Source organism: Pontibacillus chungwhensis BH030062 (genome assembly GCF_000770675.1).
GTDB classification, from domain to species: Bacteria; Bacillota; Bacilli; order Bacillales; family BH030062; genus Pontibacillus; species Pontibacillus chungwhensis.
In genome coordinates this window covers 200,798-225,560 of record NZ_AVBG01000006.1, presented here as the reverse complement: position 1 = coordinate 225,560, position 24,763 = coordinate 200,798, and the positions used below count along the sequence as shown (strand labels likewise).

At 41.1% G+C, this 24,763-nt stretch carries 24 protein-coding genes; 17 read left to right on the top strand and 7 right to left on the bottom strand.

What is annotated here, in order from left to right; translation table 11 throughout:
* Positions 1-600 precede the first annotated feature (600 nt).
* The gene (locus tag N780_RS10115) at positions 601-933 is read left to right on the top strand and encodes a hypothetical protein (protein ID WP_036783279.1); all 333 of its coding nucleotides are present in this window, start codon (positions 601-603) and stop codon (positions 931-933) included.
* 399 nt (positions 934-1,332) lie between these two features.
* Here N780_RS10115 and N780_RS19815 read toward each other — a convergent pair whose 3' ends face one another.
* The gene (locus N780_RS19815) at positions 1,333-1,497 is read right to left on the bottom strand and encodes a hypothetical protein (RefSeq protein WP_156969136.1); all 165 of its coding nucleotides are present in this window, start codon (positions 1,495-1,497) and stop codon (positions 1,333-1,335) included.
* Between the two features lie 715 nt (positions 1,498-2,212).
* On the opposite strand from N780_RS19815, the gene N780_RS10110 reads away from it, so the two are divergent.
* The gene (locus N780_RS10110) at positions 2,213-3,424 is read left to right on the top strand and encodes a S8 family peptidase (RefSeq protein ID WP_332307812.1); all 1,212 of its coding nucleotides are present in this window, start codon (positions 2,213-2,215) and stop codon (positions 3,422-3,424) included.
* Between the two features lie 395 nt (positions 3,425-3,819).
* Here N780_RS10110 and N780_RS10105 read toward each other — a convergent pair whose 3' ends face one another.
* The 3 genes from N780_RS10105 to N780_RS10095 all read right to left on the bottom strand — a co-directional run bounded on the left by N780_RS10105 (position 3,820) and on the right by N780_RS10095 (position 6,762).
* Positions 3,820-4,356 carry a DUF4352 domain-containing protein gene (locus tag N780_RS10105; RefSeq protein ID WP_036783276.1) on the bottom strand — a complete coding sequence of 179 codons (537 nt, stop codon included), beginning with the start codon at positions 4,354-4,356 and terminating at the stop codon, positions 3,820-3,822.
* Positions 4,357-4,584: 228 nt separating this feature from the next.
* Positions 4,585-5,376, bottom strand: a complete 792-nt coding sequence (locus N780_RS10100) for a zinc ribbon domain-containing protein (RefSeq protein ID WP_036783273.1) — start codon at positions 5,374-5,376, stop codon at positions 4,585-4,587.
* A 21-nt stretch (positions 5,377-5,397) separates the two neighbouring features.
* Positions 5,398-6,762, bottom strand: coding sequence for a TcaA NTF2-like domain-containing protein (locus N780_RS10095; protein WP_036783270.1), 1,365 nt, complete (start codon positions 6,760-6,762; stop codon positions 5,398-5,400).
* Between the two features lie 213 nt (positions 6,763-6,975).
* Here N780_RS10095 and N780_RS19810 point away from each other — a divergent pair, with 213 nt between their 5' ends.
* From N780_RS19810 to N780_RS10085, 3 genes are all read left to right on the top strand, one after another.
* Positions 6,976-7,137, top strand: coding sequence for a hypothetical protein (locus N780_RS19810; protein WP_156969135.1), 162 nt, complete (start codon positions 6,976-6,978; stop codon positions 7,135-7,137).
* 254 nt (positions 7,138-7,391) lie between these two features.
* Complete coding sequence (locus tag N780_RS10090; RefSeq protein WP_036783268.1) at positions 7,392-7,889, top strand: hypothetical protein; 498 nt, start codon at positions 7,392-7,394, stop codon at positions 7,887-7,889.
* A 20-nt stretch (positions 7,890-7,909) separates the two neighbouring features.
* Positions 7,910-8,110 carry a hypothetical protein gene (locus N780_RS10085; protein WP_036783265.1) on the top strand — a complete coding sequence of 67 codons (201 nt, stop codon included), beginning with the start codon at positions 7,910-7,912 and terminating at the stop codon, positions 8,108-8,110.
* Positions 8,111-8,317: 207 nt separating this feature from the next.
* Here N780_RS10085 and N780_RS10080 read toward each other — a convergent pair whose 3' ends face one another.
* On the bottom strand, positions 8,318-9,463 hold the full coding sequence (locus N780_RS10080; RefSeq protein ID WP_036783262.1) for an amidohydrolase: 1,146 nt from the start codon (positions 9,461-9,463) through the stop codon (positions 8,318-8,320).
* Positions 9,464-9,662: 199 nt separating this feature from the next.
* Between N780_RS10080 and N780_RS10075 the strand changes: the two genes are divergently transcribed.
* From N780_RS10075 to N780_RS10035, 9 genes are all read left to right on the top strand, one after another.
* Complete coding sequence (locus tag N780_RS10075; protein ID WP_036783258.1) at positions 9,663-10,124, top strand: Lrp/AsnC family transcriptional regulator; 462 nt, start codon at positions 9,663-9,665, stop codon at positions 10,122-10,124.
* Positions 10,125-10,288: 164 nt separating this feature from the next.
* Complete coding sequence (locus tag N780_RS10070) at positions 10,289-11,137, top strand: M55 family metallopeptidase (RefSeq protein WP_036783255.1); 849 nt, start codon at positions 10,289-10,291, stop codon at positions 11,135-11,137.
* A 21-nt stretch (positions 11,138-11,158) separates the two neighbouring features.
* Positions 11,159-12,085, top strand: coding sequence for an ABC transporter permease (locus tag N780_RS10065; protein ID WP_036783252.1), 927 nt, complete (start codon positions 11,159-11,161; stop codon positions 12,083-12,085).
* 2 nt (positions 12,086-12,087) lie between these two features.
* On the top strand, positions 12,088-13,032 hold the full coding sequence (locus N780_RS10060; protein ID WP_036783249.1) for an ABC transporter permease: 945 nt from the start codon (positions 12,088-12,090) through the stop codon (positions 13,030-13,032).
* A gap of 12 nt (positions 13,033-13,044) precedes the next feature.
* Positions 13,045-14,064 carry an ABC transporter ATP-binding protein gene (locus N780_RS10055; protein ID WP_036783246.1) on the top strand — a complete coding sequence of 340 codons (1,020 nt, stop codon included), beginning with the start codon at positions 13,045-13,047 and terminating at the stop codon, positions 14,062-14,064.
* Positions 14,064-15,023 (top strand): ABC transporter ATP-binding protein, encoded by a 960-nt coding sequence (locus N780_RS10050; RefSeq protein ID WP_036783244.1) that lies wholly within the window; start codon positions 14,064-14,066, stop codon positions 15,021-15,023. The genes N780_RS10055 and N780_RS10050 overlap by 1 nt, the downstream gene beginning before the upstream one ends.
* Before the next feature lie 13 nt (positions 15,024-15,036).
* Positions 15,037-16,641: a peptide ABC transporter substrate-binding protein gene (locus tag N780_RS10045; RefSeq protein WP_036783242.1), complete on the top strand. Its 1,605-nt coding sequence runs from the start codon at positions 15,037-15,039 to the stop codon at positions 16,639-16,641.
* 61 nt (positions 16,642-16,702) lie between these two features.
* Complete coding sequence (locus N780_RS10040) at positions 16,703-17,056, top strand: DUF3899 domain-containing protein (RefSeq protein ID WP_036783239.1); 354 nt, start codon at positions 16,703-16,705, stop codon at positions 17,054-17,056.
* 307 nt (positions 17,057-17,363) lie between these two features.
* On the top strand, positions 17,364-17,906 hold the full coding sequence (locus N780_RS10035; protein WP_036783237.1) for a 3-dehydroquinate synthase II domain-containing protein: 543 nt from the start codon (positions 17,364-17,366) through the stop codon (positions 17,904-17,906).
* A gap of 58 nt (positions 17,907-17,964) precedes the next feature.
* Here N780_RS10035 and N780_RS10030 read toward each other — a convergent pair whose 3' ends face one another.
* Entirely contained in the window at positions 17,965-18,795 is an 831-nt protein-coding gene (locus N780_RS10030; protein ID WP_036783234.1) for a nuclease-related domain-containing protein, read from the bottom strand.
* Between the two features lie 264 nt (positions 18,796-19,059).
* Here N780_RS10030 and N780_RS10025 point away from each other — a divergent pair, with 264 nt between their 5' ends.
* Positions 19,060-20,289: a transglycosylase SLT domain-containing protein gene (locus N780_RS10025; protein ID WP_036783231.1), complete on the top strand. Its 1,230-nt coding sequence runs from the start codon at positions 19,060-19,062 to the stop codon at positions 20,287-20,289.
* A 205-nt stretch (positions 20,290-20,494) separates the two neighbouring features.
* Here the strand turns inward: N780_RS10025 and N780_RS10020 are convergent, their stop codons facing one another.
* A complete protein-coding gene (locus N780_RS10020; protein ID WP_036783227.1) occupies positions 20,495-21,895 on the bottom strand; it encodes an Ig-like domain-containing protein in 1,401 nt (466 codons plus the stop codon).
* Positions 21,896-22,239: 344 nt separating this feature from the next.
* On the opposite strand from N780_RS10020, the gene N780_RS10015 reads away from it, so the two are divergent.
* Positions 22,240-23,283 (top strand): PD-(D/E)XK nuclease family protein, encoded by a 1,044-nt coding sequence (locus N780_RS10015; RefSeq protein ID WP_036783225.1) that lies wholly within the window; start codon positions 22,240-22,242, stop codon positions 23,281-23,283.
* A 358-nt stretch (positions 23,284-23,641) separates the two neighbouring features.
* Entirely contained in the window at positions 23,642-24,532 is an 891-nt protein-coding gene (locus N780_RS10010; protein ID WP_036783222.1) for a hypothetical protein, read from the top strand.
* The last annotated feature ends 231 nt before the right edge of the window (positions 24,533-24,763 follow it).

Sequence of the window (24,763 nt, the reverse complement as noted above, 5' to 3'; positions counted from 1 at the left end):
AGATAAACAGTTTTATTTTTATACTGTCTACCATAGGGGGAGCATCTCAGTATCTGTGACCTTTTTTGTAGTTATAAGGGTAGAAAGGTCATTGATCCACCTGTTCACTGACATTTTAGGTTTATATCTTTCCTGAAATGTAAGTGAGGAAGCGCTGGAATCGTCCCTGCGCTTCAAGTAGATTTCAAAACTAATAACCACCACGGATCAGACCCTTGGTGGTTATTAGCTTTAATCATTATTATTTTCCCCAGAACTGGATGAGATACCCGATTTACCCCAGTAAACTAAGAAAACAAGTGATGATAAAATCCCTAATACCGTAATAACCAAGTTCATTTACTTATCATCCTTTCAATATTTAGGTTCTAAAGTAGAATAAATGAAATTGCTTTCATGTTAGTAGTATCTTACCACAAAAATATTTGATAACGACACCCTTTGTAGAGGTTTATGGTATAAAAAGAAATAATGCTAAAAATTACCTATTATTTTATAACTATTTTATAAAATTTTACAGCTATTGGTTGACCTATTCCATTTATTCCATTTATTATATTAAACGTAATATTCAGAATAAAACCAAGAGGAGGAGATTTTATGAAGAAAATCAAAAAGGGGTTAGTAACCCTAGCATTAGGTGCAGCTTTTTCAATCGGTGCGGTATTTACAGCAGACGTTGATTCTGCACATGCAAATCCAACTACTTATGGTCCTTATTACACAAGCTTCTCTGGAGCGGAATTACAAGATTCTAATTGGGGCACCCTAGCAAGAAAATGTGAAAATGCCGTATATGATTACGGTAGCTCCATTAGCAGAAGCTCTACTTATGTATGTCAATGGTATCAAGTAATTGAAAGAAGGGTGACATCTACTAACGGATGGATTGAGGATGTTAGTTACTCACCTTACTATATTTATAATCTATAATTAGAAAGAGAGCTGGGCTGCCAGCTCTCTTTCTAATTTGGAGGACGAAGGAGGAAGCACAGGGACGGTTCCCGTGCTTCTTTTAGAATCATTATTTTCTTTGAAGGAAGCACCAGAACCATCCCCGCGCTTCCACTATTCATAATGTTATTTACTAGTGGTAAATAGTGGAAAATTAATATGCGGGGTATTGTTTTTATAAGCGAATTTTAGGAGTTGAAAGGTTGTCTTCCTTATTTTTATTACTATTAATAAGGTCTTCTTTTAAGCTGTTCTATTTTGTTTTGCCATAATTGAGGTAGTAGAGCAGGAGAGGAAATGACGTATTGAATTACTTTAGTTTGGTTTGGGTATGAGAGATTGATGAAATCATTCATTTAATATTCCACTATCTGCTGACTAGGTGATAGAAGTCCTTGTCTTTATCCTTTTCAACTGGGATAACCACATCATAAATACTGTAGTAGGGTTTCTTTCTATTCTTTTTACTGTAGTAGGAGCAACGATTTCATTAAATGGAAGGTAAATTTTTTTGTAAGGGGTGGGACCAATTGTTTTATTCATGAAGTTCACCTCTTCGAGACTATATGAAAAAAGTAACTTCTATCATGACATAAACAAAATTATTTTGGTTCTTCGTATAACTTTGGGACAGGCCACATGTCACACATCGTGAAGAAGCACAAGGACGGTTCGAGACCAGTGAAAAAGTCAAATAATCATAATGAAGAAGCAAATCACCTACTGTATATAGGTGGTTTGCTTCTTTTTATATCTGTATTTTGAGGTAAGTGTGCGGCACTTTAATAAAATAAGTACTTTTTCACTGGTCCCGGACGGTTCCTGTGCTTCTTTTTATATGGAGTGCCGAGAAGGTGATTTCTTGACCCATAGTTGAAAGGGCCAGGGGACCCGTCCCCGCGTCCCCGACATGAAACTTACATTTTGTTCTCATTTCTCGACTTTTTCATTGATCCCAAACCGTGCCCATGCTTCACCACAAGTTTGCGCAAACATACGGATATTTAAGGCGTTTTGTAATAATGACACACATAAAGTGCATCTCGGGAATACAAACGTTTTTATAGGGTGGATTCAGCGGAAATATACTCATTATTTACATAAATTTAACTATTTTTTATTAAATGCGTCTTGATTTCCTTCTGTTAACCCTTCATTATTGGCCCATGTTTCCCAAAGGGGAGAGAGAGGTTTATAGGGTCTAGGTGTCTAATTCTAACCATAAGTTAGACCGAAACTACGAGGGAGGAATGAGGTAATGAAAATGAAGATGAAAAAGCTTGCCGGATTATCGTTAGCCGTAACAATGTTGGTGTCACCTGCACTAGTGGAGGCTGCGCCGAAAGATGATGTCGAGAAGCCAAAGCAAATTAAGGAGATCAATGTTCAAAAGGAAAAAGGGGCGTTCGTGAAGGGAGAAGTCTTGGTTCAATTTAAGAAGGATACCCCTGGGAAAGCTAAGGACCAACTTTTAAAGGGTATGGGGGCAACTGAGATTCCTGATACAGATGCTGTTAAATCCGAATTCAAAGTGTTGAAGGTAGGAAATGTAGAGGCTGTTGTGAAAGCTTTAAATAAAAATCCAATGGTTGAGTATGCTGAACCGAACTACCTTTTTGAAGCAACATGGACACCAAATGATACTTACTATGCTGGTTACCAATATGGCCCTCAGAATACGGATACGGAAGCTGCTTGGAACATTACAAAAGGCAGTTCCTCACAAGAAATCGCTATTATTGATTCAGGCGTCGATTACAATCACCCTGATCTAAATGACAAAACCATCCGTGGATATGACTTTGTGGATAATGACTATTATCCAATGGATTTAAATGACCACGGTACTCACGTGGCAGGAACAGCTGCGGCAGAGACCAACAATTCAGCTGGGGTTGCTGGTATGGCTCCGAATACTTCAATTCTTGCAGTTCGTGCATTGAATGCAAATGGAAATGGTTCTCTAGCGGACATCGCTGATGCTATTACGTATTCTGCGGATTCAGGAGCGGAAGTCATCAACTTGTCCCTTGGCTGTGACTGCAGTACGACAACTTTAAAGAATGCGGTGAATTATGCGTGGAATAGTGGTTCTGTTTTAGTTGCGGCGGCTGGGAACGATGGCGTTTCGACTACATTTGAACCCGCTTCTTATAGCAACGTGATTGCTGTAGGGGCAGTTGATCGATACAATCGTGTTGCATCCTTCTCGAATTACGGAACGTGGGTTGATGTGACAGCGCCAGGCGTAAGTATAGCCTCATCCGTTCCAAATAGCGGCTACGCTTACATGTCAGGAACGTCAATGGCATCGCCTCATGTGGCTGGTTTGGCTGCCTTGTTAGCAAGCCAAGGTCGCAGCAATGCTGAGATCAGGCAAGCGATTGAAGTGACGGCTGATCCGATTTCGGGTACTGGAACGTACTTTGAACATGGTGTTATCAATTCCTTGGATGCAGTAAACTATTAATCTATTGAAATAAGAGCTGATTGATCCCTGCTATACATGGCAGGGATCTTTTTTTCGTTTTACTAACTTATAGTTTGGATAGGTGGGAAGCTCCTTGCCAAGAAGACTCTGGGTGTGATCAAAGCAAAAAACCTCTTGATCAAACGTTTGATCAAGGTGGAGGAATGTTTGTAAGTAATCAAACGGGACAATGTACTTGTCCCCATGGACCTAGTTCATTGTCCCAGTGAGTACCCTAGTAACAGCTACCTCTATACTTATAGGAGACAGCGCAAAAGGCCTTCTGTTTAAAAAACCCTTCTTGAGCGTCTTTTCGTTCAAGAAGGGTTTTTATAAAACATTATTTTAAAGAAATGTGGACCAAGGTACCCGTCCCTGCGTCCCTCATTCTTTTTTTACTCTAGATGGAAGGAATATAAGAATTTACTTCCAAACAATGTTAGGGCATTTGGCGAGTAAACCATCTCGCCTAATTCCGTGCCCTTTTCAAACGGAATGATGACTGTTCCTTCATTTACACCGCCTGGGCGAAGTTCGGCTTCCTCATATGTACCGTCGTTTTCCATGGTCAAGAAGGGAAGTTTAACTTCTTTTCCATTCTTATCATAAAAGCCTAAGAAAGCAGGATCAAAGAACGATTTCGATAGGGTGCTGTCACCCACGTTTTCTAGTTTTACATTCATGCTCATAAAGTTATACTCTTTATTTAACTCTGGATCATCGGCGAGGTTTTCCATAACCTTGTAATCTGAAACAGTGAATTCTCCAAGTCCTGTGACTTTATCTTTTCTGATCCACGCAGCGGTAAAGGTCTTGTTGAGGCTCACATCTACCTCGCCTCCCTCTGTTTTCTTTCCAATTTTCATCGCCTCTGCTTCTGAACAGGCTGTCATCATAAGGAGCAAGACAACTGCAAGCCAAATCTTTTTCAAATAAAACAATCCCCTCTATTGTATCTATACACCTGAACATCAACATTTATTGATTTAGGTGATATGTATCTTTTATTCATTCTACTAATGTAACTATCATTCTTTCATGTATTATTGTTTTAAATAACTATTCCAAAGTATAAGGGGATAGTAGAAGTTCATTGTTCCAGTGGACATGGTATAACCGTACTCTGTTTAGGAAGAAGTAAACTGTTTCTGCGTCCCTTTTTACAACATATCTAACATACGCTCGTATTCTTCCATTTTGTCTCTGATAAACATATCGATTTCTATATAAATGAGGAATACGGTAAACAGTGTAGCGCTTAGGCTCCAGTAAATGCGGTTTACAGGAGTAGAACTTTTTTGTGCGTACTCGTAAATGATAAGTGCTGGGTAAAGAAGGATCGGAAATAGAAGCGAAATGCTACCGAAAATGAATGTGAATTTGATCGATCCTGCTAATCCGGCTAGCATGCCTAGCACGTTTAAGGCCACAAATGGTACAAGCAGACTTCCGAACTGTATAATGATCCCTTTTACAGAAACAGAAGCGGAGATGATTTTTGCTACGGCAAGGGTACTGATGATGGCAGCTAAGACGATGAACGTCGTATTAATGAAAAGAGGCCAAGTTACTTTGAAAAATGGAAGTGACTCGGGTGCTACGTCTTCCATGAATGCGCCGTAACTACTTTGAGCTTCCTGGAAAAAAGAATTGAACAAGAAAAATAAGCTAAGCGCAAATGTCACTAAGTAGATCACTAGTGTGGATAGTCCTTGGACAAATTGTTGATCGCTTTGAGCGAAGGCTTCAGATGGTTTCTTTAATAGGTGTAGCGCGTAATTTCCATATTGTTTGGAAACGCCTTTGGCGCGGTCAAGTACTTCTGTTTGTTGTGTAGATGTACCAGCTGTATAGCTAGCAGCGGTTTCCGTAGCGGCTTCTGAAAAAGGTGTTCCGCAAGATCCGCAGAATTTACCGCTTTGATTGTCTTTTTGACAACTTGGGCATGTCATTATAATCAAACTTCCTTTCTTTTATAAGCTATCTCGATCCGTGTCGAAAATGTTGATTTCTTTAATGGTATACGTTCCATCTTTGTAGACGATGGTGTAAGTCTTTGAGCGCTCATAATGGGTCTGATCGCCTTTGTGATTGGTGAAAATGAACGACTCATTAGAGGACAGAGAAATAGTTGCCTCATTTACAAGCACAACGTTTGTGACATCATTTTCACTGAAGTTATACGTGTAATTCTCATCCTCTAGGTCCCCAATATAATCTTCTAATTCAAGGTCTGCCTTACTGCCTTGAAGGAGGTAAGGGGCAACCGTTGTGTAGTTGCGATTGTTCAAAGCGTCTTCATAGGCGCTTCGGAAATCCTGATAATGATTGATGGCTCCTTCTTTTGTCATAGGAGCAAGCTTAACTGGGTGTTGAATGTCAAAATGCATGGTTCCATAAGACGCATTTTGTGGCGTTACTTTCTCAGACAAGATTTCTTCTCCGTCTTCACCCGTCCATCCAGCCTGTAGTTCTAAGCTAGCGTCAGTAGGAATCGGACCAATTTCTCCTTCAAATTCTCCGAGTTTCTTCTCTGTACTTTCTCCATTTATGTAGAGGATGGCATTTTCTTCGTTCGTTTTTACGTTATAGTAATCTGCTGCAAACTCTGCTTCAAATTCTTGGTGATGCTCGTCGTTTTGTTCAATAGGAAGTGAGCCCTCAATGGTGAACTCGCCAAATGAATTGGCAGCTTTCCCTGCGATTGGATAGTTTCCAGGGTAGGCTTTCATAGCTAACACATATTCATATGGTGTTGTCGTTTCTACCGTATGATCTTCTCCAATGGTGAGAGTGGAGTTCTCCACATTTGAAAGGATCGAAACCTCTGTAGGGATGGCAACAATATCGTATGTATCATAAATCCCGAGAACTTTCTCCTTTTTTACTTTAAACAATTCGCCTCCATAACGTCCGTGGATGGCTTGGTCGAACGATTCCTCGTTATGGACACTCTCTACAATCTGATTGCGGATGTCTGACCATCCTTCGCCTTCGATGTAATCCAAGTACTCATCCTGAATAATCAACGCGTCTTCATCTAGTGAGACTTCTTCGAAGAATGCTTCTGCCTGATTATCTGAGATCGCGCGGTCCATGGCCTGTACAGATTTCATTGGATCGAATAAAGATGAAAGTATCAAATGAGTGCTAATAAGGGCTACGGTTACAGCGACTCCGATCGTCCACATTATTTTTTTCTTCTTCGACATAGGAGCCTTCGGTGGCTGTGAGGCTTTAGAAGCAGGTTGGTCATTCGCGTCGAATGCTGTCCCGCATTCCGTGCAGAACGATTGTCCTTCTTGGAGCTGATGCCCACATTGTGTGCAAAACTTCATGTATTCCTCTCCTTTCTTTTGTCATAGTCATTTAGAATTAATTTTTTACACAATTCGACATTATATCACTAAAATTCCTTTGGTGGTAGGGGTATCCTTGAAAAGGGACGTGAGGAAGGTTTCATTCTCCCGGTCCAATTGATCTTAGCTGATGAGAAATGTATACTGCTAGGATGAAGAAAAAAGGTATTCTATGTTCAAAAGGAGTAGTTTATGGACGATCAACAAAAGCAAGGAGCGCTGAAAGCTCAGGATGAAATGATGGAAATCGCAGATCGATTATTCCAAGAAGGGAAGTCAGAAGCGGAAGTAAGGAAAGCTCTTTCTGATTATCTTGACCGGAAACGGGCTGAGGTGCAGAAGAATAAAGGGTAGGAAATTAGGAACGATTTAATACCTATAGCTATATCAAATTAAAGCAGGGGGAGCCTCCTGCTTTATTTAGTTTGGGAGAGAAGAGAGCCTTAAGCTAGGAGTATCTTAGTAATCATTCCATCGTGATCAAACGTTTGATCAAGAGGAAGGGTTTAATCCCCGCCGCGAGCTTCCGTGGTATTTGAGAGTGAATAAAAGGCGTGACGCCTGGTATACTTAAGGGACGAAATTATTCTCGCAAAGGAAGGATTTATTTGAGTAAACCTGAAAAGATCAATTACTTTGATCGTGAACGAATCACACGACATGAGAAGCTACAACGCGCTAAAGAGCTTTACATTGATTTCTTAGATCAAGATCATCATACAAGATTCGGTTCGTTTAGTCCTGCTGCAAACAACTTTATCCTGGAAACGTTCCAAAAATACCATCCAAAAGAATTGGCGGCTTTTCGGAAATACGTGGGCATCAGGAAGAAGGCTTCTGCCAAGGTGAAAAAGCCTGCATCAAGCAGAAAGAAGACTAATCACAACCTTCACGCGTTCGCTCAGCTCGGTGTGCGCTTTGAATCGAAAGTGAAAGAAGTGCTGCTTATGATTAACCAGCATAAATCAATTGATTTCCAAGTGTCAGTGCCGGTAAAAGGGCATAATTCTAACACGCATTTTCTCCGTCCTGATATTGTCATCAATGATGATATTTGGATTGATTGCAAATTGTCCTTGATAGCAATATTAAAGAGACAGCGTTAAAGTACGAGGGGCATTGTCGCTTGTTAGAATTTTATCTCCTAATCGATGATGAAGTTGGATACGGCGTGCATGAGGGATCAGGTCAAATTGTTCGTTCGATATGGAATGTCATTGATCGAGGAAAGAGGCGCTTAGGGGATGAATTAACAGAGCATTATACGAGAGAGTTTAATCAGTTAAGGGTAGAGTACTTGACTTTAAAGGAAGAAAATACTTTTTAAACAATTGCGGGGGTAAGTACGTAAGTACCGGTGCTGGCTGATTTATTTTATAGTAATGCAAATCATGAAACGAAAGATTAAATCATTGTTTAATAGTCAAAGATTAATGAGCTATTGAAAAAAGGCATGTAATGAGTACTCGTTACATGCCTTTTTTCTTTAATAGGGCTATTTTAGAAAATAGTAATCTGTTTTACACGAGGCGGTTTAATCTAATGCATAAACCTCTTCTCCATTCACAAATGTCTTCAATACATAACTGCTTCCATTAAACGGATCATCGTTCCAAAGGACCACATCGGCATCTTTTCCTGCTTCCAAAGACCCCACGCGCTCATCTACTCCTAAATGCTTAGCCGCATTTAACGTAATCGAACTCCAGGCATCTTTTTTTTCTAAGCCATGATTCGCAGCTTGAATAGCACTCATCCGTAAGTATTCAATACCAACCACTGGGTGATCGGTAGTAATGGAAACAGAGACCCCGGCCTGGTTTAGGATGCCAGCTGTTTCCCATCCTTTGTCACTTAATTCTACTTTGGAGCGAGTAGACATTGTAGGACCTACGGCTGCTGGGAAGTTAAATTGGGCAATGTAATCAGGTATTTGATGGCCTTCAGTGCAATGCTCGATACTGATGTCTAGGTCAAATTCCTTAGCTAGTCGAAGGAGGGTCACAATGTCATCTGCACGGTGGGCGTGGGCGCGGAGTGGAATTTCTTTATCTAGTACTTTGCCCAAGTTCTCAAGGCCCAGATTGTCCTCAACATTCTCCCTGCGCTCGAGCTTTTGCTTATATTGTTGTGCTTTTCTTAACTGTTGGCGGAACATGGCCGCGATCCCCATACGAGTCACAGGAGCATGGCCTTTCGAGCCGTGAAGGCGTTTTGGGTTTTCACCGAAAGCCGCCTTCATGCCAGAAGGTCTACGGAGCACCATTTCATCTACAACGTTCCCACTTGTCTTAAGCGTCACCATTTCACCCCCGATGACATTCGCGCTTCCTGGTAACACCTGTACAGTTGTGACGCCAGCCTTTCGAGCATCTTCAAACCCCTTGTCACGAGGGTTAATACCATCTAGCGCTCGAATTTCAGGGGTAATAGGGCTGCTTGTTTCGTTAAAGTCTTGCCCAGGCTGTCCGATCCCTTCTTCATGTACTCCCAGGTGCGTGTGCACATCGATAAGCCCAGGTGTAATATAGAGTCCTGTTGCATCGATGACCTGTTCAGGCTCCTCACTATGCGTAACTTGTCCAACTTGAGTTACTTTTCCACCTTCAATTAGTACACTCGCATTCGTGAGCGTCTCACCATTTCCGACGATAATCGTTCCGTTCTTAATTAACTTCATTATGATCACCTCTGAATAAAAAATGTATAAATTGGAAAAAATCCCTTGCGTTAAGTTAACTGAAAATTTATACTATTAACAAATTTACAATTTCGATACTATACGAAATGGATAGAGATGTAAATAGGAAGCTAATTCGAAATAAAGGTTCGGATTAGGTCTATTTTCACAGAAATTATACCGAAAGGCGGAATGGAGTATGTCGTCAGAGGAATTCGATTCTGTGATCGACGAATTGGATAAAGGCATTATTAAACAATTGTCGAAGAATGGGCGTATGTCTTTTGCAGAAATCGCAAGTGAGCTGGACGTGACAGAAAAGACCGTTCGCAAACGCTATAACCAAATGGTTGATAACAATATCCTAGAGGTTGTAGGGGTCGTAAACCCTATTACAATAGGGATTAAGGTTAGTGCTATTGTACAGGTTCAAGTTGTTCCTCAATACATAGATGAAGTCATTACGTCGTTAACGAATATCCCGGTGATTCGCTATGTCACGACACTAACGGGGGAATACCAATTGCTTGGTCAGGTGAATGTCAGAAGCTATGAAGAACTCAATGAGACGGTTAAGAAGATCTATCAGATTCCACATATCCAATCGACTAACGTACTAGTCCAAATGGATGTCCATAAAAACACATTCGAATATTTATAGATATATTTTTTTAAACATACATGTTTGAAAATTCAGTTAAAAGGGAGGCTGGCGACAAAGGGACAATTAATCTGTCCCGGAGGAGAAGGTATGGGAACGATTCCAGTCGCGATGGAATTTCTGATGATTTAAAGAATGAAAAATAAGATTGTAGGAGGATCCACATGAAAATTTTTATTTCAGCAGACATTGAAGGAATTTCAGGTGTAGCTACTAACGTGCAGCTGAAGAAGAATGATGAGTACCAACGTTTCCGAAAGCTCATGACCGAAGAAGTAAATGCCGCTGTGCGTGGTGCCTTTAACGGAGGGGCGACAGAGGTGGTTGTGGCAGATGGGCATGGGAATATGTCGAACATTTTAATTGAAGAGTTCGATGAACGGGCTCGCCTCATTTCAGGGAGTAACCGGGTTATGTGTCAGTTAGAAGGCCTTGATGAGACGGTTGATGCCATGATGTTCGTGGGTCATCACGGGCGTGAATCAGGTTCTGAGCGAACCACCATCAGCCACACGTTAGCGGGCATTTGTGTGAAAGAAATGAAAGTAAATGGGAAAGTAGTTGGCGAAACGGAATTAAATGCTGGTGCAGCAGGATTCTATCACGTACCGTCGATTTTCATCTCAGGCGATGATGCTTACGTTGATGAAGTGAAGGAAACGTTGCCAGATGTCGAGAGTGTGGTGACAAAGCGCGGAATTGACCGCTTTGCTGCAGATCTTCGTTCACCTAAGCAAGTTCATAAAGAAATAGAAGAGAAGGCCGAGGCTGCGGTGCAACGACTGGATACGTTTAAGTCATATGAGGTACCCGGTCCAATTACATTCGATCTAACGTTTAAAGGGTCTCAACAAGCGTTGATGACAACAACTATTCCTACAGTTGAAATGACAGGAACAGAAAGCGTTCGATTTACCTGTCAGGATTACATAACGGCCTACAAGCAAATGTGGGGTCTTGTCATTATTGCGATGTCTGCCACGAACGGAGTACTCGGCCACGTGAATGCATAACAGAAAGAAAGGAGGAAGAAGATGTACATTCTTAAGCGATTCCTAACGATGATTGTGACAATCTGGGTCATTACAACGTTAACGTTTATTATCATGCACTCTATACCGGGCGATCCTTTTGCCTCAGATGCTGACGTACTCCCGGAAGAAGTCGTTGAGAATATGAGGGAGAAATACAACCTCGATCAGCCACTTCCTGTTCAATATCTTCTTTATTTAAAGAATCTCGCCACCTTGGATTTAGGGCCTTCCATTGAATCAAAAACGCGGGATGTGAACACGTTGATTGCGGATGGCTTTCCGGCGTCTGCTTTACTCGGCATACAAGCTCTTGTGATTGCCATTGTTTTTGGCCTTATATTAGGAATCGTTGCGGCGCTTAATCACAACGGCCTGCTGGATTACCTATCCATGGGGGTAGCTATTATAGGGATTTCAGTGCCGAGTTTTATTCTGGCGCCTCTCTTGATTAAATATTTTGCCGTAGATTGGGGGCTTCTTCCTGTAGCTTCGTGGGGATCTTGGGAGCATACAGTGTTACCATCGGTTGCTTTAGCAACGGCCCCGCTCGCCATCGTTGCTCGCTTCATGAGATCGAGCATGCTTGAAGTGATGAATCAGGATTACATAAAAACCGCAGATGCAAAAGGGGTCAGTACAATCGGGATTGTGATTAAGCACGGTATTCGTAACGCGCTTATTCCCGTTATATCTTTTATCGGCCCTCTGGTTGCGTTTCTTCTTACTGGAACGTTCGTCATTGAGAAGATTTTTGCAATACCAGGGATTGGGAAGTATTTCGTCGATAGCATCTTCAATCGTGATTTCCCTGTCATCCTTGGCACAACCATCTTCTTCAGTGCGATTCTCATTGTAACCTTATTTATTGTGGATATTTCGTATCGATTAGTGGATCCAAGAATTAAATTGTCGAGTAAGGGGGAGTAGAGATGATCGAACAGCGAAATGAAGAAGATTTATTTCACCCCGTAGACCACAATCGGTTCAAACAAAATGAGATCGTCAGGCCGAGTATTGGTCAATTCAGGGAAACCGTTACGAACATTTTACGAAATAAGCTTGCCGTACTTGGAATGTTTATTTTAGTGATCATTACTTTCTTCGCTATCTTTGGGCCTAACATGGTTCCCTACAGTTATTCGGATCAGAACTTAGAAGCGAAGAACCTGGCGCCAAGTGTCGAGCATTGGTTTGGTACCGATGCACTTGGACGAGATATGTGGGCGCGTACGTGGTACGGAGCTCGAATCTCTTTAACGATCGGTATTGCAGCCGCGTTAATTGACCTTGTTATGGGCCTTGTGGTTGGAGGAATATCAGGTTATATGGCTGGCCGAGGGAAATTAGGTGACCGAATTGATGGCTTCCTAATGCGGATTGTAGAGATCTTATATGGCATTCCGTATTTACTAGTGGTGATCTTGCTACTTGTTGTCATGAAACCTGGTTTATGGACCATTATTCTAGCTTTATCCATTACAGGTTGGGTCGGCATGGCGAGGATTGTAAGGGGGCAAATCCTACAGTTAAAAGAGCAAGAGTACGTCACGGCTGCTCAAAAGCTTGGTACGTCTCATGGAAAGATTATTTGGCGTCATTTGTTCCCGAATATGATCGGCATTATTATAGTGAACCTGACGTTTACGATTCCAAACGCCATTTTCGCAGAGTCCTTTTTAAGTTTTATCGGTCTAGGTGTACAAGCCCCGATCGCAAGCTGGGGAACCATGGCCAATGATGCATTAGGAGTAATTTTAACCGGACAGTGGTGGCGTTTATTCTTCCCTGGTTTCCTCATCTCGTTAACGATGTTTGCATTTAACGTATTTGGAGATGGGTTACAAGACGCGCTCGATCCACAATCTAGTGATTAAAGGAGGGGTGAGATGGAACGTTTGTTAGAAGTTGAAGATTTGCACGTATCGTTTAAGACCTATGGCGGGGAAGTACAAGCTGTACGCGGTGTGAACTTCCACGTTAATAAAGGAGAAGTACTTGCCATTGTAGGAGAGAGTGGTTCTGGTAAGAGTGTGACAGCGAAGACGATTATGGGATTGCTACCGAAGAAAGTGAGCCGGATCAGTTCAGGAGTGGTCACTTTTGAAGAAGACGACTTGCTAACGTACTCCAAAAAGGAGATGCAAAAAGTAAAAGGATCTAAAATTAGTTTGATATCTCAAGATCCGATGACATCTCTGAACCCTACGATGAAGATCGGTCACCAGATTGACGAATCTTTAAAGTTGCATACAGATTTATCTAAAATGGAACGAAAAAGCCGCGTGCTGGAGCTCCTGACCTTAGTCGGGATTCCAAATGTGGAAGAGCGCTATAGCCAGTATCCGCATGAGTTAAGTGGAGGGATGAGACAGAGGGTTCTCATTGCTGTTGCTCTTGCGTGTGAACCTCAGCTTATTATTGCAGATGAACCGACCACAGCGCTTGATGTAACCATTCAAGCTCAAATTCTTGATCTGCTTAAAGACCTCCAGCAACGCTTGGATACGTCTATCTTAATCATTACCCATGATTTAGGAGTGGTCGCTGAAGTTGCGCAGCGTGTAGCCGTCATGTATGCGGGCGTGGTCGTGGAGAGCGGTTCGGTTGAAGAAATTTTTGCGAATCCGAACCATCCTTATACGTGGGGGCTGCTAGGTTCGATTCCAAAACAACGACAAGATGGGGCGCGAGAACGTCTAATTCCGATTGAAGGAACACCTCCTGACTTGTTCTCCCCTCCAAAAGGGTGCCCGTTTGCCGCTCGTTGTGAGTATGCGATGGATATATGTGTAGAGAAAATGCCTGACTCTACGTACTTAACCACCGATCATGCCTCTAAATGTTGGTTGAATGACTCTAGAGCCAAGAAGCCGAAGGAAGTCGCAATGGCAGGGAGGAGTAGATAATGTCAGATTCACTCGTAGACGTACAGCAGGTGAAAAAGCATTTCCCGATTGGAGGGAACCAAACGCTTAAAGCCGTTGATGATATCAGTTTTTCCATTCAAAAGGGAGAAACGTTAGGGCTTGTGGGAGAAAGTGGAAGTGGAAAGTCAACGCTTGGTCGCACGATTGTAGGACTAGAAGGCGCTACATCAGGATCCATTACGTATAAAGGAAAAGACGTATCGACTCTTGGGCGTAAGGAAGCTCGTGAAACGAACCGAACGATGCAGATGATTTTCCAGGACCCACAAGCTTCTCTGAATCCGAGAATGAAGGTCATGGACATTATCGCAGAGGGAATTGATGCGCATGGCTTATGGAAAGGAAAGAAGCGTAAAGAAAGAGTCTTTCAGCTTTTAGAAAGGGTCGGGCTTCAGGCGGATCATGCCAAAAGGTATCCTCATGAATTTAGTGGAGGTCAGCGGCAACGAATTGGAATTGCAAGGGCGTTGGCTGTAGAGCCTGAATTTATCGTAGCGGATGAGCCGATCTCAGCATTAGATGTCTCGATTCAAGCACAAATCGTAAACTTAATGGAAGATCTAAGACAGGACTCAGATCTGACGTATTTGTTTATTGCTCATGATCTAGGGATGGTGCAGCATATCAGCGATCGAATAGGAGTGATGTATCTCGGTGGGATGATGGAGCTTGCTGATAGTGATCAATTGTTCCAAGAAACACTTCACCCTTACACGCAGGCCCTGCTATCCGCTAATCCAGTCCCGGATCCGGCGGTGACAAACAGTCGAGAGCGAATTCTGCTAGAGGGGGATCCCCCTAGTCCTGTTAATCCACCATCCGGATGCCGTTTCCGGACAAGATGTCCGCATGCAATGGATATCTGTAGCGAAGTAGTCCCTGAATGGAAAGAACAGCAAGCGGGTCATTGGGTCGCTTGTCATCTATATAATGAATAGGAGGATGAGAGAAATGAAGAAAATGTTCTTTGGAGTGCTTTTTGTGCTTGTACTTGTACCCATGCTTGCTGCTTGTGGTGGTGATGCATCAGAGGAAGGTGAAGGCGAATCGGAACAATCGATTACGGTGAATGCGAAGAGTGAACCACCATCCCTGGACCCGGCACTTGCGACGGATACAACGTCTGGATGGGTTTTGGACCACTTATATGAAGGTCTTTATACAGAAAACAAAGAAGGCGAGATTATTAAAGGGCTTGCTGAAGAAGTAGAAGTATCTGATGACAAAACGACATATACGGTAACCATTAAAGAAGACGCTAATTGGTCAAATGGTGATCCTATTACTGCTGAGGACTTTGAATATTCCTGGAAACGTGTCTTGAAGCCTGAAACAGGAAGTTCATTCGCCTTTTATATGTACTACATAAAAGGGGCTGAAGCGTACAACAAAGGTGACGGTTCGGTTGAAGACGTAGGTGTTACCGCAGTTGATGAGAAGACGCTTAAGTTTGAGCTTGAGAAGCCGACTGGATTTATTGAGAAGCTGCTTGCTTTCTGGACGTACTACCCGGTTAATAAATCAGTGGTAGAAGAAAATGAAGACTGGGCTGCTGAAGCAGACAACTATGTCAGTAACGGCCCATACTCCCTTGATAGCTGGGATCATGATAGTCAGCTTGTTGTGAAGAAGAACGGAGAGTATTGGAACAAAGAAGAGGTGTCCATGGAGAAGATTACGTGGGAAATGGTGAATGATGCGAATACGTACTATCAAATGTATAAATCAGGGGAGCTCGACATGATTGATACATTGCCGACAGATGTCATCGCTCAGGAAAAAGGAAGCGAAGACTTTAAGATTACGCCGTACTTCGGAACGTACATGTACATGTTCAACGTAGAAAAAGAGCCATTTACAAATCCAAAAGTTCGAAAAGCCTTTACAATGGCAATCGATCGTGAGTCCATTACCGAAAACATCTCGCAAGGCGGCGAAGATCCTGCCTATGCCTTCGTACCTTATGGGGTAGACACACCAAACGGAGATTTCCGTGAACAAAAAGAAGCCTATTTTGAAGAAAATTATGATGAGGCGAAGCAACTAATCGAAGAAGCGAAACAAGAAGAAGGATGGGACGAAATCCCAACAGTTGAATTGATGTACAATACATCTGAGAACCATAAGAAGATTGCAGAAGGCGTCCAAGAAATGTTGAAACAGAATCTTGGTGTTGAAGTAACCTTGAACAACCAAGAGTGGAACACTTACCTTGATACAACGAAACAAGGAAACTACCAAATGGCTCGTATGGGCTGGATTGGCATTTATGTTGATCCAACGCCGATCCTTGATTATTATCTTGGAGATAGCCCAAACAACCGTACAAACTGGGTAAGCGAAGAGTACGACTCTTTAATGGCTGAATCAAAAGGAATTCAAGATCCCGCAAAACGCATGGAGAAGCTCCATGAAGCAGAAGATATCTTAATGGAAGAACTTCCATTTATGCCTGTCTACCACTATTCTCAAAACTATTTAACTTCACAAGATTACAAAGGGATTGTATATCCGGTAAACGCAATGCCGTACCTGCAATGGGCTGAAAAGAAATAATGCAAAAGAGAGCTGACCTTAAAAATAAGGTCAGCTCTCTATGTAAAAGGAGAGTGAGGAGATGTTTTTCGTTATTCCAATGGCGTTGTCGGCAATCATTCTTGTCCTATGTTATGGGCTGGGGAATTTTGAATTAGTACATATGGTGAATACTGCCTTTTACTGGGGCTTGATTAGTCTGACAGTCGGCACTTTTCTTCACATTATTCAAACGGGCTTTTTTCGGTTGTTTACGAGTGGATTTAAACAGCTTAAGCGTCGAACGAGGTCGGCTGAACGGGTGGAACAGATGTTGAAAGAAGATGGAGAGTTGCAGAGTTGGAAGCGAGGAGTTCTTAATAAGAGCAGGGTTATGTTGCTAGGGATTGGACTAGGATTGACCCTATCAGCTTTTGGTGGAGTGATGATGTTGTGAGAAGATAGTTAGGCGGGACATACCGTACACTTCGAGGGGCAAGGGGACAGGTACACTGTCCCATTCCGGGATTAATAGTATGTAGAAAAGTAAAAACAGCAAAGTACTAACTGGAGTACTTTGCTGTTTTTTTGTTCTTTTATGCATATCCGCCGGGACGATGTACCTGTCCCCCTGTCACTCTTGAAAACTTACTGAAATTAGCTCAAGATAGAAGTTATATTACAGATCCACGGTAAATGTCTTCAGGTTTACTGTAGGGCGAAACAGAGGACTACGCTCGTGTTTTTGTGTTAGGAGTGCGAAAATGAAGGAACAAACTCAGTACTATGAAGTAACAAAGATTATAGAAGTAGGAGAAGGCATGAGGGTGTGTTTAGATTTCACTGATATTCTGGCACCTTCAGAAGGTCTTTTCGTAGGCAACACTGGCCACGGTTGTGTACAAGTTCTCTCAGAAAATCGCGAAACAGGGGATTATCCCGCAAGGCCCTTTCGAATAAACTGCGGTGCATTTCATCAGTATTTACATCAAGGTAATCGGACACTTTATCTTCACGAAGTAACAGCGGGAGAGCCCCTGACGCTTTCTGGTCTTAAGGAAGATCGAGATCTGTACGTGGGTAGAGTGAAGATTGAGAAGCGACCTTTTGTAAGAGTGGAGTGTGAAGGTCAACATGAGACGATCTCAGCCACACTTCAGAATTCTTCTAGCGTTTTTGTACGTGAAGAAGGTGAAGGGGAACTATCGGTTCAAGATCTAACCGTGGGTCAGCGCATCTTGTGTCTGCCGGATGAACCTGGGCGTCATTTGGGGGAGAAGATTGAGGAGACGATTTTAGAGAAATAGTAAGAGGGGGGCACAGTGGGCTGTGCCCCCCTCTGTTATAGTTTTTAACTTTTACCTGCTATTTGGCTTTTTGATGTTCATAACAATAGATTTGTCCCTTAAACCGGTTATTTGATAAACAATATGATTTCACCTTCTCGGAAACCGGTTTATTGCATACTGTGCAAGTGGATTTTGAATTAGGCTTTTCTTCTGATGTATGTTTCTGAAGGGCTTGTTTATGCTTTTCTCTCACTTTGGGATCAGTAATATTAGCATTTGAAAAAGCACTAAAAATGGCTGAGATGTCCTCTGTCGTTAAGAGAGGCTCCTTGTGATGAATTTTTAATACGGAGACCTTCCTATGAATGAATTCTGACAGCTCAATATCATAGACGATCAGTTCGTTGGAGGCTATCTTGCGGTAATCGACATCTACTTTAAAAGTGCAGCGTTTCGTGAAAGAAACCATGGAGATAAATAAATCGTGGTACTTTTTATCAATAAACGATGTTAAAGCTTGAATATGCCCGTAGTTTTGAACGAAAGGGTTCATCATTTTAAACTTCCCATTAACGAGCCACGTTTTTCGATCTTTTCCACCGTAAATTGTCCCCTGATAATTTTTTGTTTCTATGGAAAATATCCCGTAAGGCGTTATCACCACATGATCAATTTGGGAGTACCCTGATTTGGCTCTTGGGTTTTCTACAAGGAGATCACTTAAGTGAAGATATTCCTTTGGCAACTGGTCAAGCTGGATATCGATCTTGTACTCTCCTATTTCTCCTTTCCTGGTAGCAACTCGTTCATTGCTTTTTCGAGTCTTCGAAATCGTCTCTATTGTTTGTTTTGGCTTACTTTCTTTTTCTTTTGGTTTCTTCTTTAAAAAGTTTCGGAATAATAGCATGAACTTCTCCTTGATTGTTTATTTACTATATATTGTAACTTTTGGTATTGAATATCACCACGATTAATTAACCTGTAATAGGTATGTGCCTTTTCTGATACAAAAATCCTATGATTGAATTATCGTATAGGTTTTGAAATAATATCCAAAAGGGCGTTTTTAATAGATGCGCTAGTTACATGAGATTTTGATAAAAGTCTCTACATAATCTATTAATCTATTTATTTCAGGCGTCTTATTAAAAACTGGAGAGGTTGAAAGCAAATGAAAGCCATGAAATGGTTGGTCGTTTCATTTATGTTGGTGCTAGGTCTTACAACATCTGTATCAGCAGAGGAAGAAACCTATGAAGAATTATCAGTCGAGGAGAAACACAGGTTACTTACTGAGATTGCGATTGAGAAAGATATACCGCCTGAAATTTTAAAGGCGATTGCTGCCGGGGAAAACAATATGATGCAGTTCAAAGAAGATGGCACCGTTCAAAAGGTGGACGATGGTGGTATCGGAATCATGCAAATAACCAATCATGATCTTAAAGGTGTAGATGAAGATCTTTTGGCTACTGATACGGAGTACAATATTAGGATAGGTGCTGATATTCTAAATGAGAAATGGACTCGATTTGCTTCGCAACCGGCGTTACCTACGGTGAATGGGGCTAGTAACCGTCATATATTAGAACAGTGGTATTTTGCTATTATGGCTTATAATGGGTATTCTAATATAAATAACCCTGTAAGAGAATATGAAGATGGAGAAAAACCCTATCAACAAAAGGTTTACGAAAAAATAGAAAAGTATAGTGGAGTTTCGGTGGCTGAAACGCCTGAAGAGTTTTCTTTCCGTATAGATGATGATGGTTCCCTTGTATCGGTTGTAAAAGACTATCAATGGCCTGATGCAAATTCATATACTACTCAAATGTTCCAACCTGGAGATCAAGTGTATGTAATGAATAACTATGATTTGAGTGACAACTATGACTATGGAAATCTAAGAACCAATAAATCATTTACGAGTAGTCCGGTTGATCGAGTTCCATATTACTCGGAACTGGAAATTGTAAGCGGTCCTTATTACCCAACAGAGTGGATCTATCGACATTTTGTAGCTTATGAAGTTAGAAGCGATCATTACAATGGATACGTAGCTTCTACAAATTTAAGGGATATGGATCAAATGGAAAAGGAATTCAAACCAAAAGGTGAGCCAATGAAGGAAGTAGCTTTGGATAAGACGTGGAATATTGAAATTGATACTGAGATTGACCCTGAAACGGTAAATGAGCGTAATGTCTACGTTGTTTCCGATGATGGAAAAGGTGTACGTATCGATTTATCGTTATCCTCTGATCAAACTATGATTACGGCAACACCTGAGGGTGAGTATGACAAAGACATGGAATATGCGTTGTATGTGAAGGGGTTAAAGTCTACTGAAGGGGAGCCTTTAGGGACGAATGTATTTAGGGAGTTTAAAACGGTTAAATAGAATTACTGGTACAAGGGGACAGGTACTTTGTCCCGTTGAGTTTGGTATTAAGGTAGAAAAATAAAAGCATCAAAGTACTCGTTGGAGTGCTTTGATGCTTTTTAGTTCGCTCGCGTTTGGGATACAGAGAGGCAAGGGCCCAATGTACTTGTCTCCTTGCCTCTGTAAAGAGAAAACCTCCCCCTAGTTTGGGGGAGGCTTTGCTTTAATACGAAATTTGTAGTAGTTTTGAACTCTTAATATATTGTACTCTGCGCTCTGATGAGAAGACCTCTAATTGGGAGGTTTCGTAATCAAGTTCGGTAATTAGTTCTTTTTTCTTTTCGCCCGTACTAAGGTTGTAGATGCTAATAACATCGTTGTTCGGTTGATCCCATCTTCCATAATCTAAGCCGATATATTCGTTGTTATCTGTATCTACTGCAAGGATCTTTTCGAAACCTATACTGTTTAATAGTGTTTCGGATTTCGTTTCAAAATCATAATAATATTTAACAGATCCTTCATCGGTATAAGTTTCGTAAGTAATGCCATTCGTCCCAACAGTGTAATTACTCACGCCACAAGCGTTATCCTCATATAATTTGCCTTTAGTCGGTAATTCTTCTTGATTGGATCCATCTAGATCCATAGCATGTAATGTTTGTTCATTTGTATAATAGACTTTATCGTCTTGAATCCAGAAATTATCAATTTCTTCTAAGAGTGTAACAGCATGTTCTCCGTCTAAGTCAGTTTTCACTAATTCATAGTTACTCATGCCTTCATTATTCACTCTAGCGTAGTAGATTGAATTGTTAATGATGGTGAAGGGTTCTTCGACAATAGAGGAAATGTAATCTCCGGATACTTTAGTCGATCCATGATCTCCATCTAGCTTAAATAGTTGATAGAATTCAGCGCCGCCACCGCCGCAACTTCCGCCAGTAGCAAATCCTTCGTATTGATATTCAGTATAGTACGCTTCAGATTCATGAGCTTGTACTTTTCCGATCATTCTTTCTTGATATTCGAAATAGCTAGGTATCCCATCTATTTCATTACGGTTAGTTTCTTCGTCTAACAGTAGATAAGAGCCCATGTCTTCAAACGAGGCCAGTCCTTCCTCAGCATTTCTAACAGTATGAATAGGCTTGTGATATTTAATTTCCCCGTTCTGGTTGTATTCAGCTGAATAAAAGATTGAATTTCCATCTGTGTAAATGAGAGGTGAGTTTATAGGGGTAGGTTCAGGATCCCCGCTTATTGTGAAGGGCTGGGTGACTTCTTCTTTTAACTTCCCACCGTTTTCAAAAACGACTTTTGGTGTGATATGTAAAGTGTATGATTCTCCCGTTTTGTAACCTTTCTTGCTTTTGATAAGAATCGTTTTAGGTGATTCAGCTAATAGAGTGATGCTTACTTTTGTTCCGGTTGGGTCTGTTACATAGATTTGTTCATCAGATAACGTAGATGAATCAACTTCAGTATTAAAGTCGACTCTCCAATCTTTGTTAGGTTGTACCTCTTTTGAATCCATCTCTTTTGCGTGAGTGTGAAGAGGATTCGCTACAAGCGATAAAAGAAGCAACAACGCAAATGTTCTTACCATTTTCGGCATATTCATGTACTCTCTCCCTTCTTAATTTAAAACGAAACTATCATAACATATAAATGACGATTTAGGTATTTTTATCTAGTAAACTAAGGATGTAGGGGTGGGTTTATTGTCCTTAAGGGACGTAGGGACAGGTACATTGTCCCGTTGAGTCCAAGATAGAAAGGAAAAAGGAGCAAGTATTCGTTGAGTACTTGTTGCTTGTTTGTTCTCAATATAGAGGTGGTTGGGTGTGGGACGAGGTACCTGTCCCCGTGACTCATAGATAGACTAAACGGTTTGCTTCCAGAAAAGAGGGGATGCCGTAATGTGCGACGAATTATCTATGAAAGAGTGTGAAAAGGGGGATGCGAGTGAGTGGTGTTTTTAAAAAGTTGCTAGCTTTATACTCCCCAAAAGATGGACAAAAGGTGCCTTATGAGGATTTTACTACTGAAATTTTAGTTGGGATTCTCGCACAAGAGCAGGGAGTATTAGATGATTTTGTGAATAACGTCTTAGGAATTGAAGGAGGCGGTTTTTCAGTTCAATCGCAAAGGCGTTATATGCTAGAAGACGATATAGATTGCATTGTGGATGTCGTCTTTTTGAATAATGATACGATTTGTTTCCTAGAGAATAAGATAAATGCTTCAGAAGGAGATAGGCAGCTAGAGAGATACAAGAAGGTATTAAGTAGTTTTTCTTCTAAACATACTTATTTACGCTACTGTACGAAGAATTATGACCCGAAAGAGGTATTAGATATAAACTTTCATCAGTTTCTCTGGAGAGATATCTATCGCTTCTTGAAATCTTATGAAGCTAATGAGCTTATAAAGGAATTTTTAGAATATCTGAGGGGGCTTGGAATGGGAAGTTCAGCAGATTTTAATCTTCAAGATTTAATGACGATGAAGCAAATGATGACGACGATGGCGAAAATGGATGAATGCCTGGATTCGGTTACGCCGATTTTCGAGCGTTACTTTGGTGAGCCTTATACATATGACCAGGCAAGATTGAAAGAGATCCCAAGAAATCGATATTCGATATGGAAGGGGGACGCTATTCCGGGAGGGAGGCATAACGAATCCAAGATTATAGTAGGGTTTGAGTTTGAAGAAGTTGAAGAACGCTCTCCTACTATATTTGTCGGTTTCATGTGTAGTCATAAGCACCCTTCTTCTGAGGGGGTTCGTTCTAATGTGGAAGCAGAGAAATTCGATTATACATATGAAGATGAAAGTTCCTGGTATTGGTATGAGAAGTATCTTGCAGATTTTATTAGTGCTGAGGATCAGTTTGAAGAGATTAGTAAATGGTTTGTCCAATATATTGATAAGGTAAATGAGGAATTAGAGAAAGTCTTGTATTCGCTGAACGTGACAGGTAACTCGTCCGTTCTTCCCCCCTAAATAATATTCATCATGAAGATGGGGTACCGCTAGGGCTTACTTTGGTGATGGCCCAATTAATCCGTCCTCGTAATAATACGTTGAGTTTTGAAATGCAGTTAAAGAATAAAGAGTACTTAGATTACGAGTTTGGGTATCCAGCTACTTTTTATTGATCAAACGTTTGATTCATATTTTTCTTGTAAGAAAGTATTGAAATAGATAGCATTTATCCGAAATAAGGTATATAGAACTACAACGAAGTGATAGGTAAGTTGAGGGGGAGAGGTTATTATTCTAGGGTGTCGTTGCTAGAGCAATTCTATTAATTTCATCCCCATACTGTAATTAATCAAAAATGAAACGAAGGAGTTTTCACGTGAGCAAAGCAGAAACTATACAGCAGATTAAAAACCTTTTACCCCTAAAGGAAAAAGAAGAATCGCTAATTGAAATGACGAAAGATCGCCCAAAGCAAAACCCCAAGTTATACATACCGAGTGACATCAAACAGCTAAAACAAGAATACAGGAAGATGGGGATGGAGTTTGAAGAACTTCAGGAATCCCAAAAGTTCAGAAGCATTAAACTGCCTGCCAAAATTCTCGGCGTTGCCGCTTTCCTGTGGTTGCTAACCAGTTTGTCGAGTTCTGGTAAAATGGTTATTTATTTCGTACCCTTCGCCATAGCGCTACTTTTTGTTTTCATATTTATAGATAAGGTTGATCATAAACGGGAAATGACGCATCGAGATAAGGTTAGGCGAACCCAAAGCAAGCATAAAGCCAAAATCATGAATACGCTAAAGAAGGAAAAGCAAAAGGCGTTTGAAGCATTAGAAGCGCAGAACCAACAAGAATTAAAGCGAAAAAAAGATCAGTATGTTCCGGAGATTTTTGCTATTCAAGAACAATATGCGGATTTTTCATTGCCTGCTGACAAGTACTCCTACACCCAACTCAAGATTATCAAAGATCATTTGGAATCTGATCGTGCAGAAGATTTCAAAGAAGCGGCACAATTAGTTTGGTATGGTGAAAAGGAAGCTCAAAAACAGCAAGCGTACAAACAAGAATTACAAAAGCATCACCAAAAAATGAAAGAAGAAATGGACTTCCTGCAGGCGGAACATGAAGAAGAAATGAGTGTTATTAAAAACAAAATAAAAGATGACGCCAGGAAGAACGAACGTCAGCTTGAGGATCTTAATAGGGATCTGAATAATCTTGATGACAAACTATATAGGAAACATAATTCGAGCATTCTTTGAGGGGCAGAGGGACAGGTACATCGTCCCGTTGAGATTCAAGATAGTAAGATAAAAGCAGCACAGTACTCAGTGGAGTGCTTTGCTGCTTTTTGTTGATTTGAAGAACAATACTAATGGACGATGTACCTATGTATTTAGGAAGTATCAGTTTTGTCCTCGTGCTTATTTCGGAGTCCATTGACTTCCGCATTGCATACAACTGTTTATTAAATTGTTCCTACCTTTTAACCC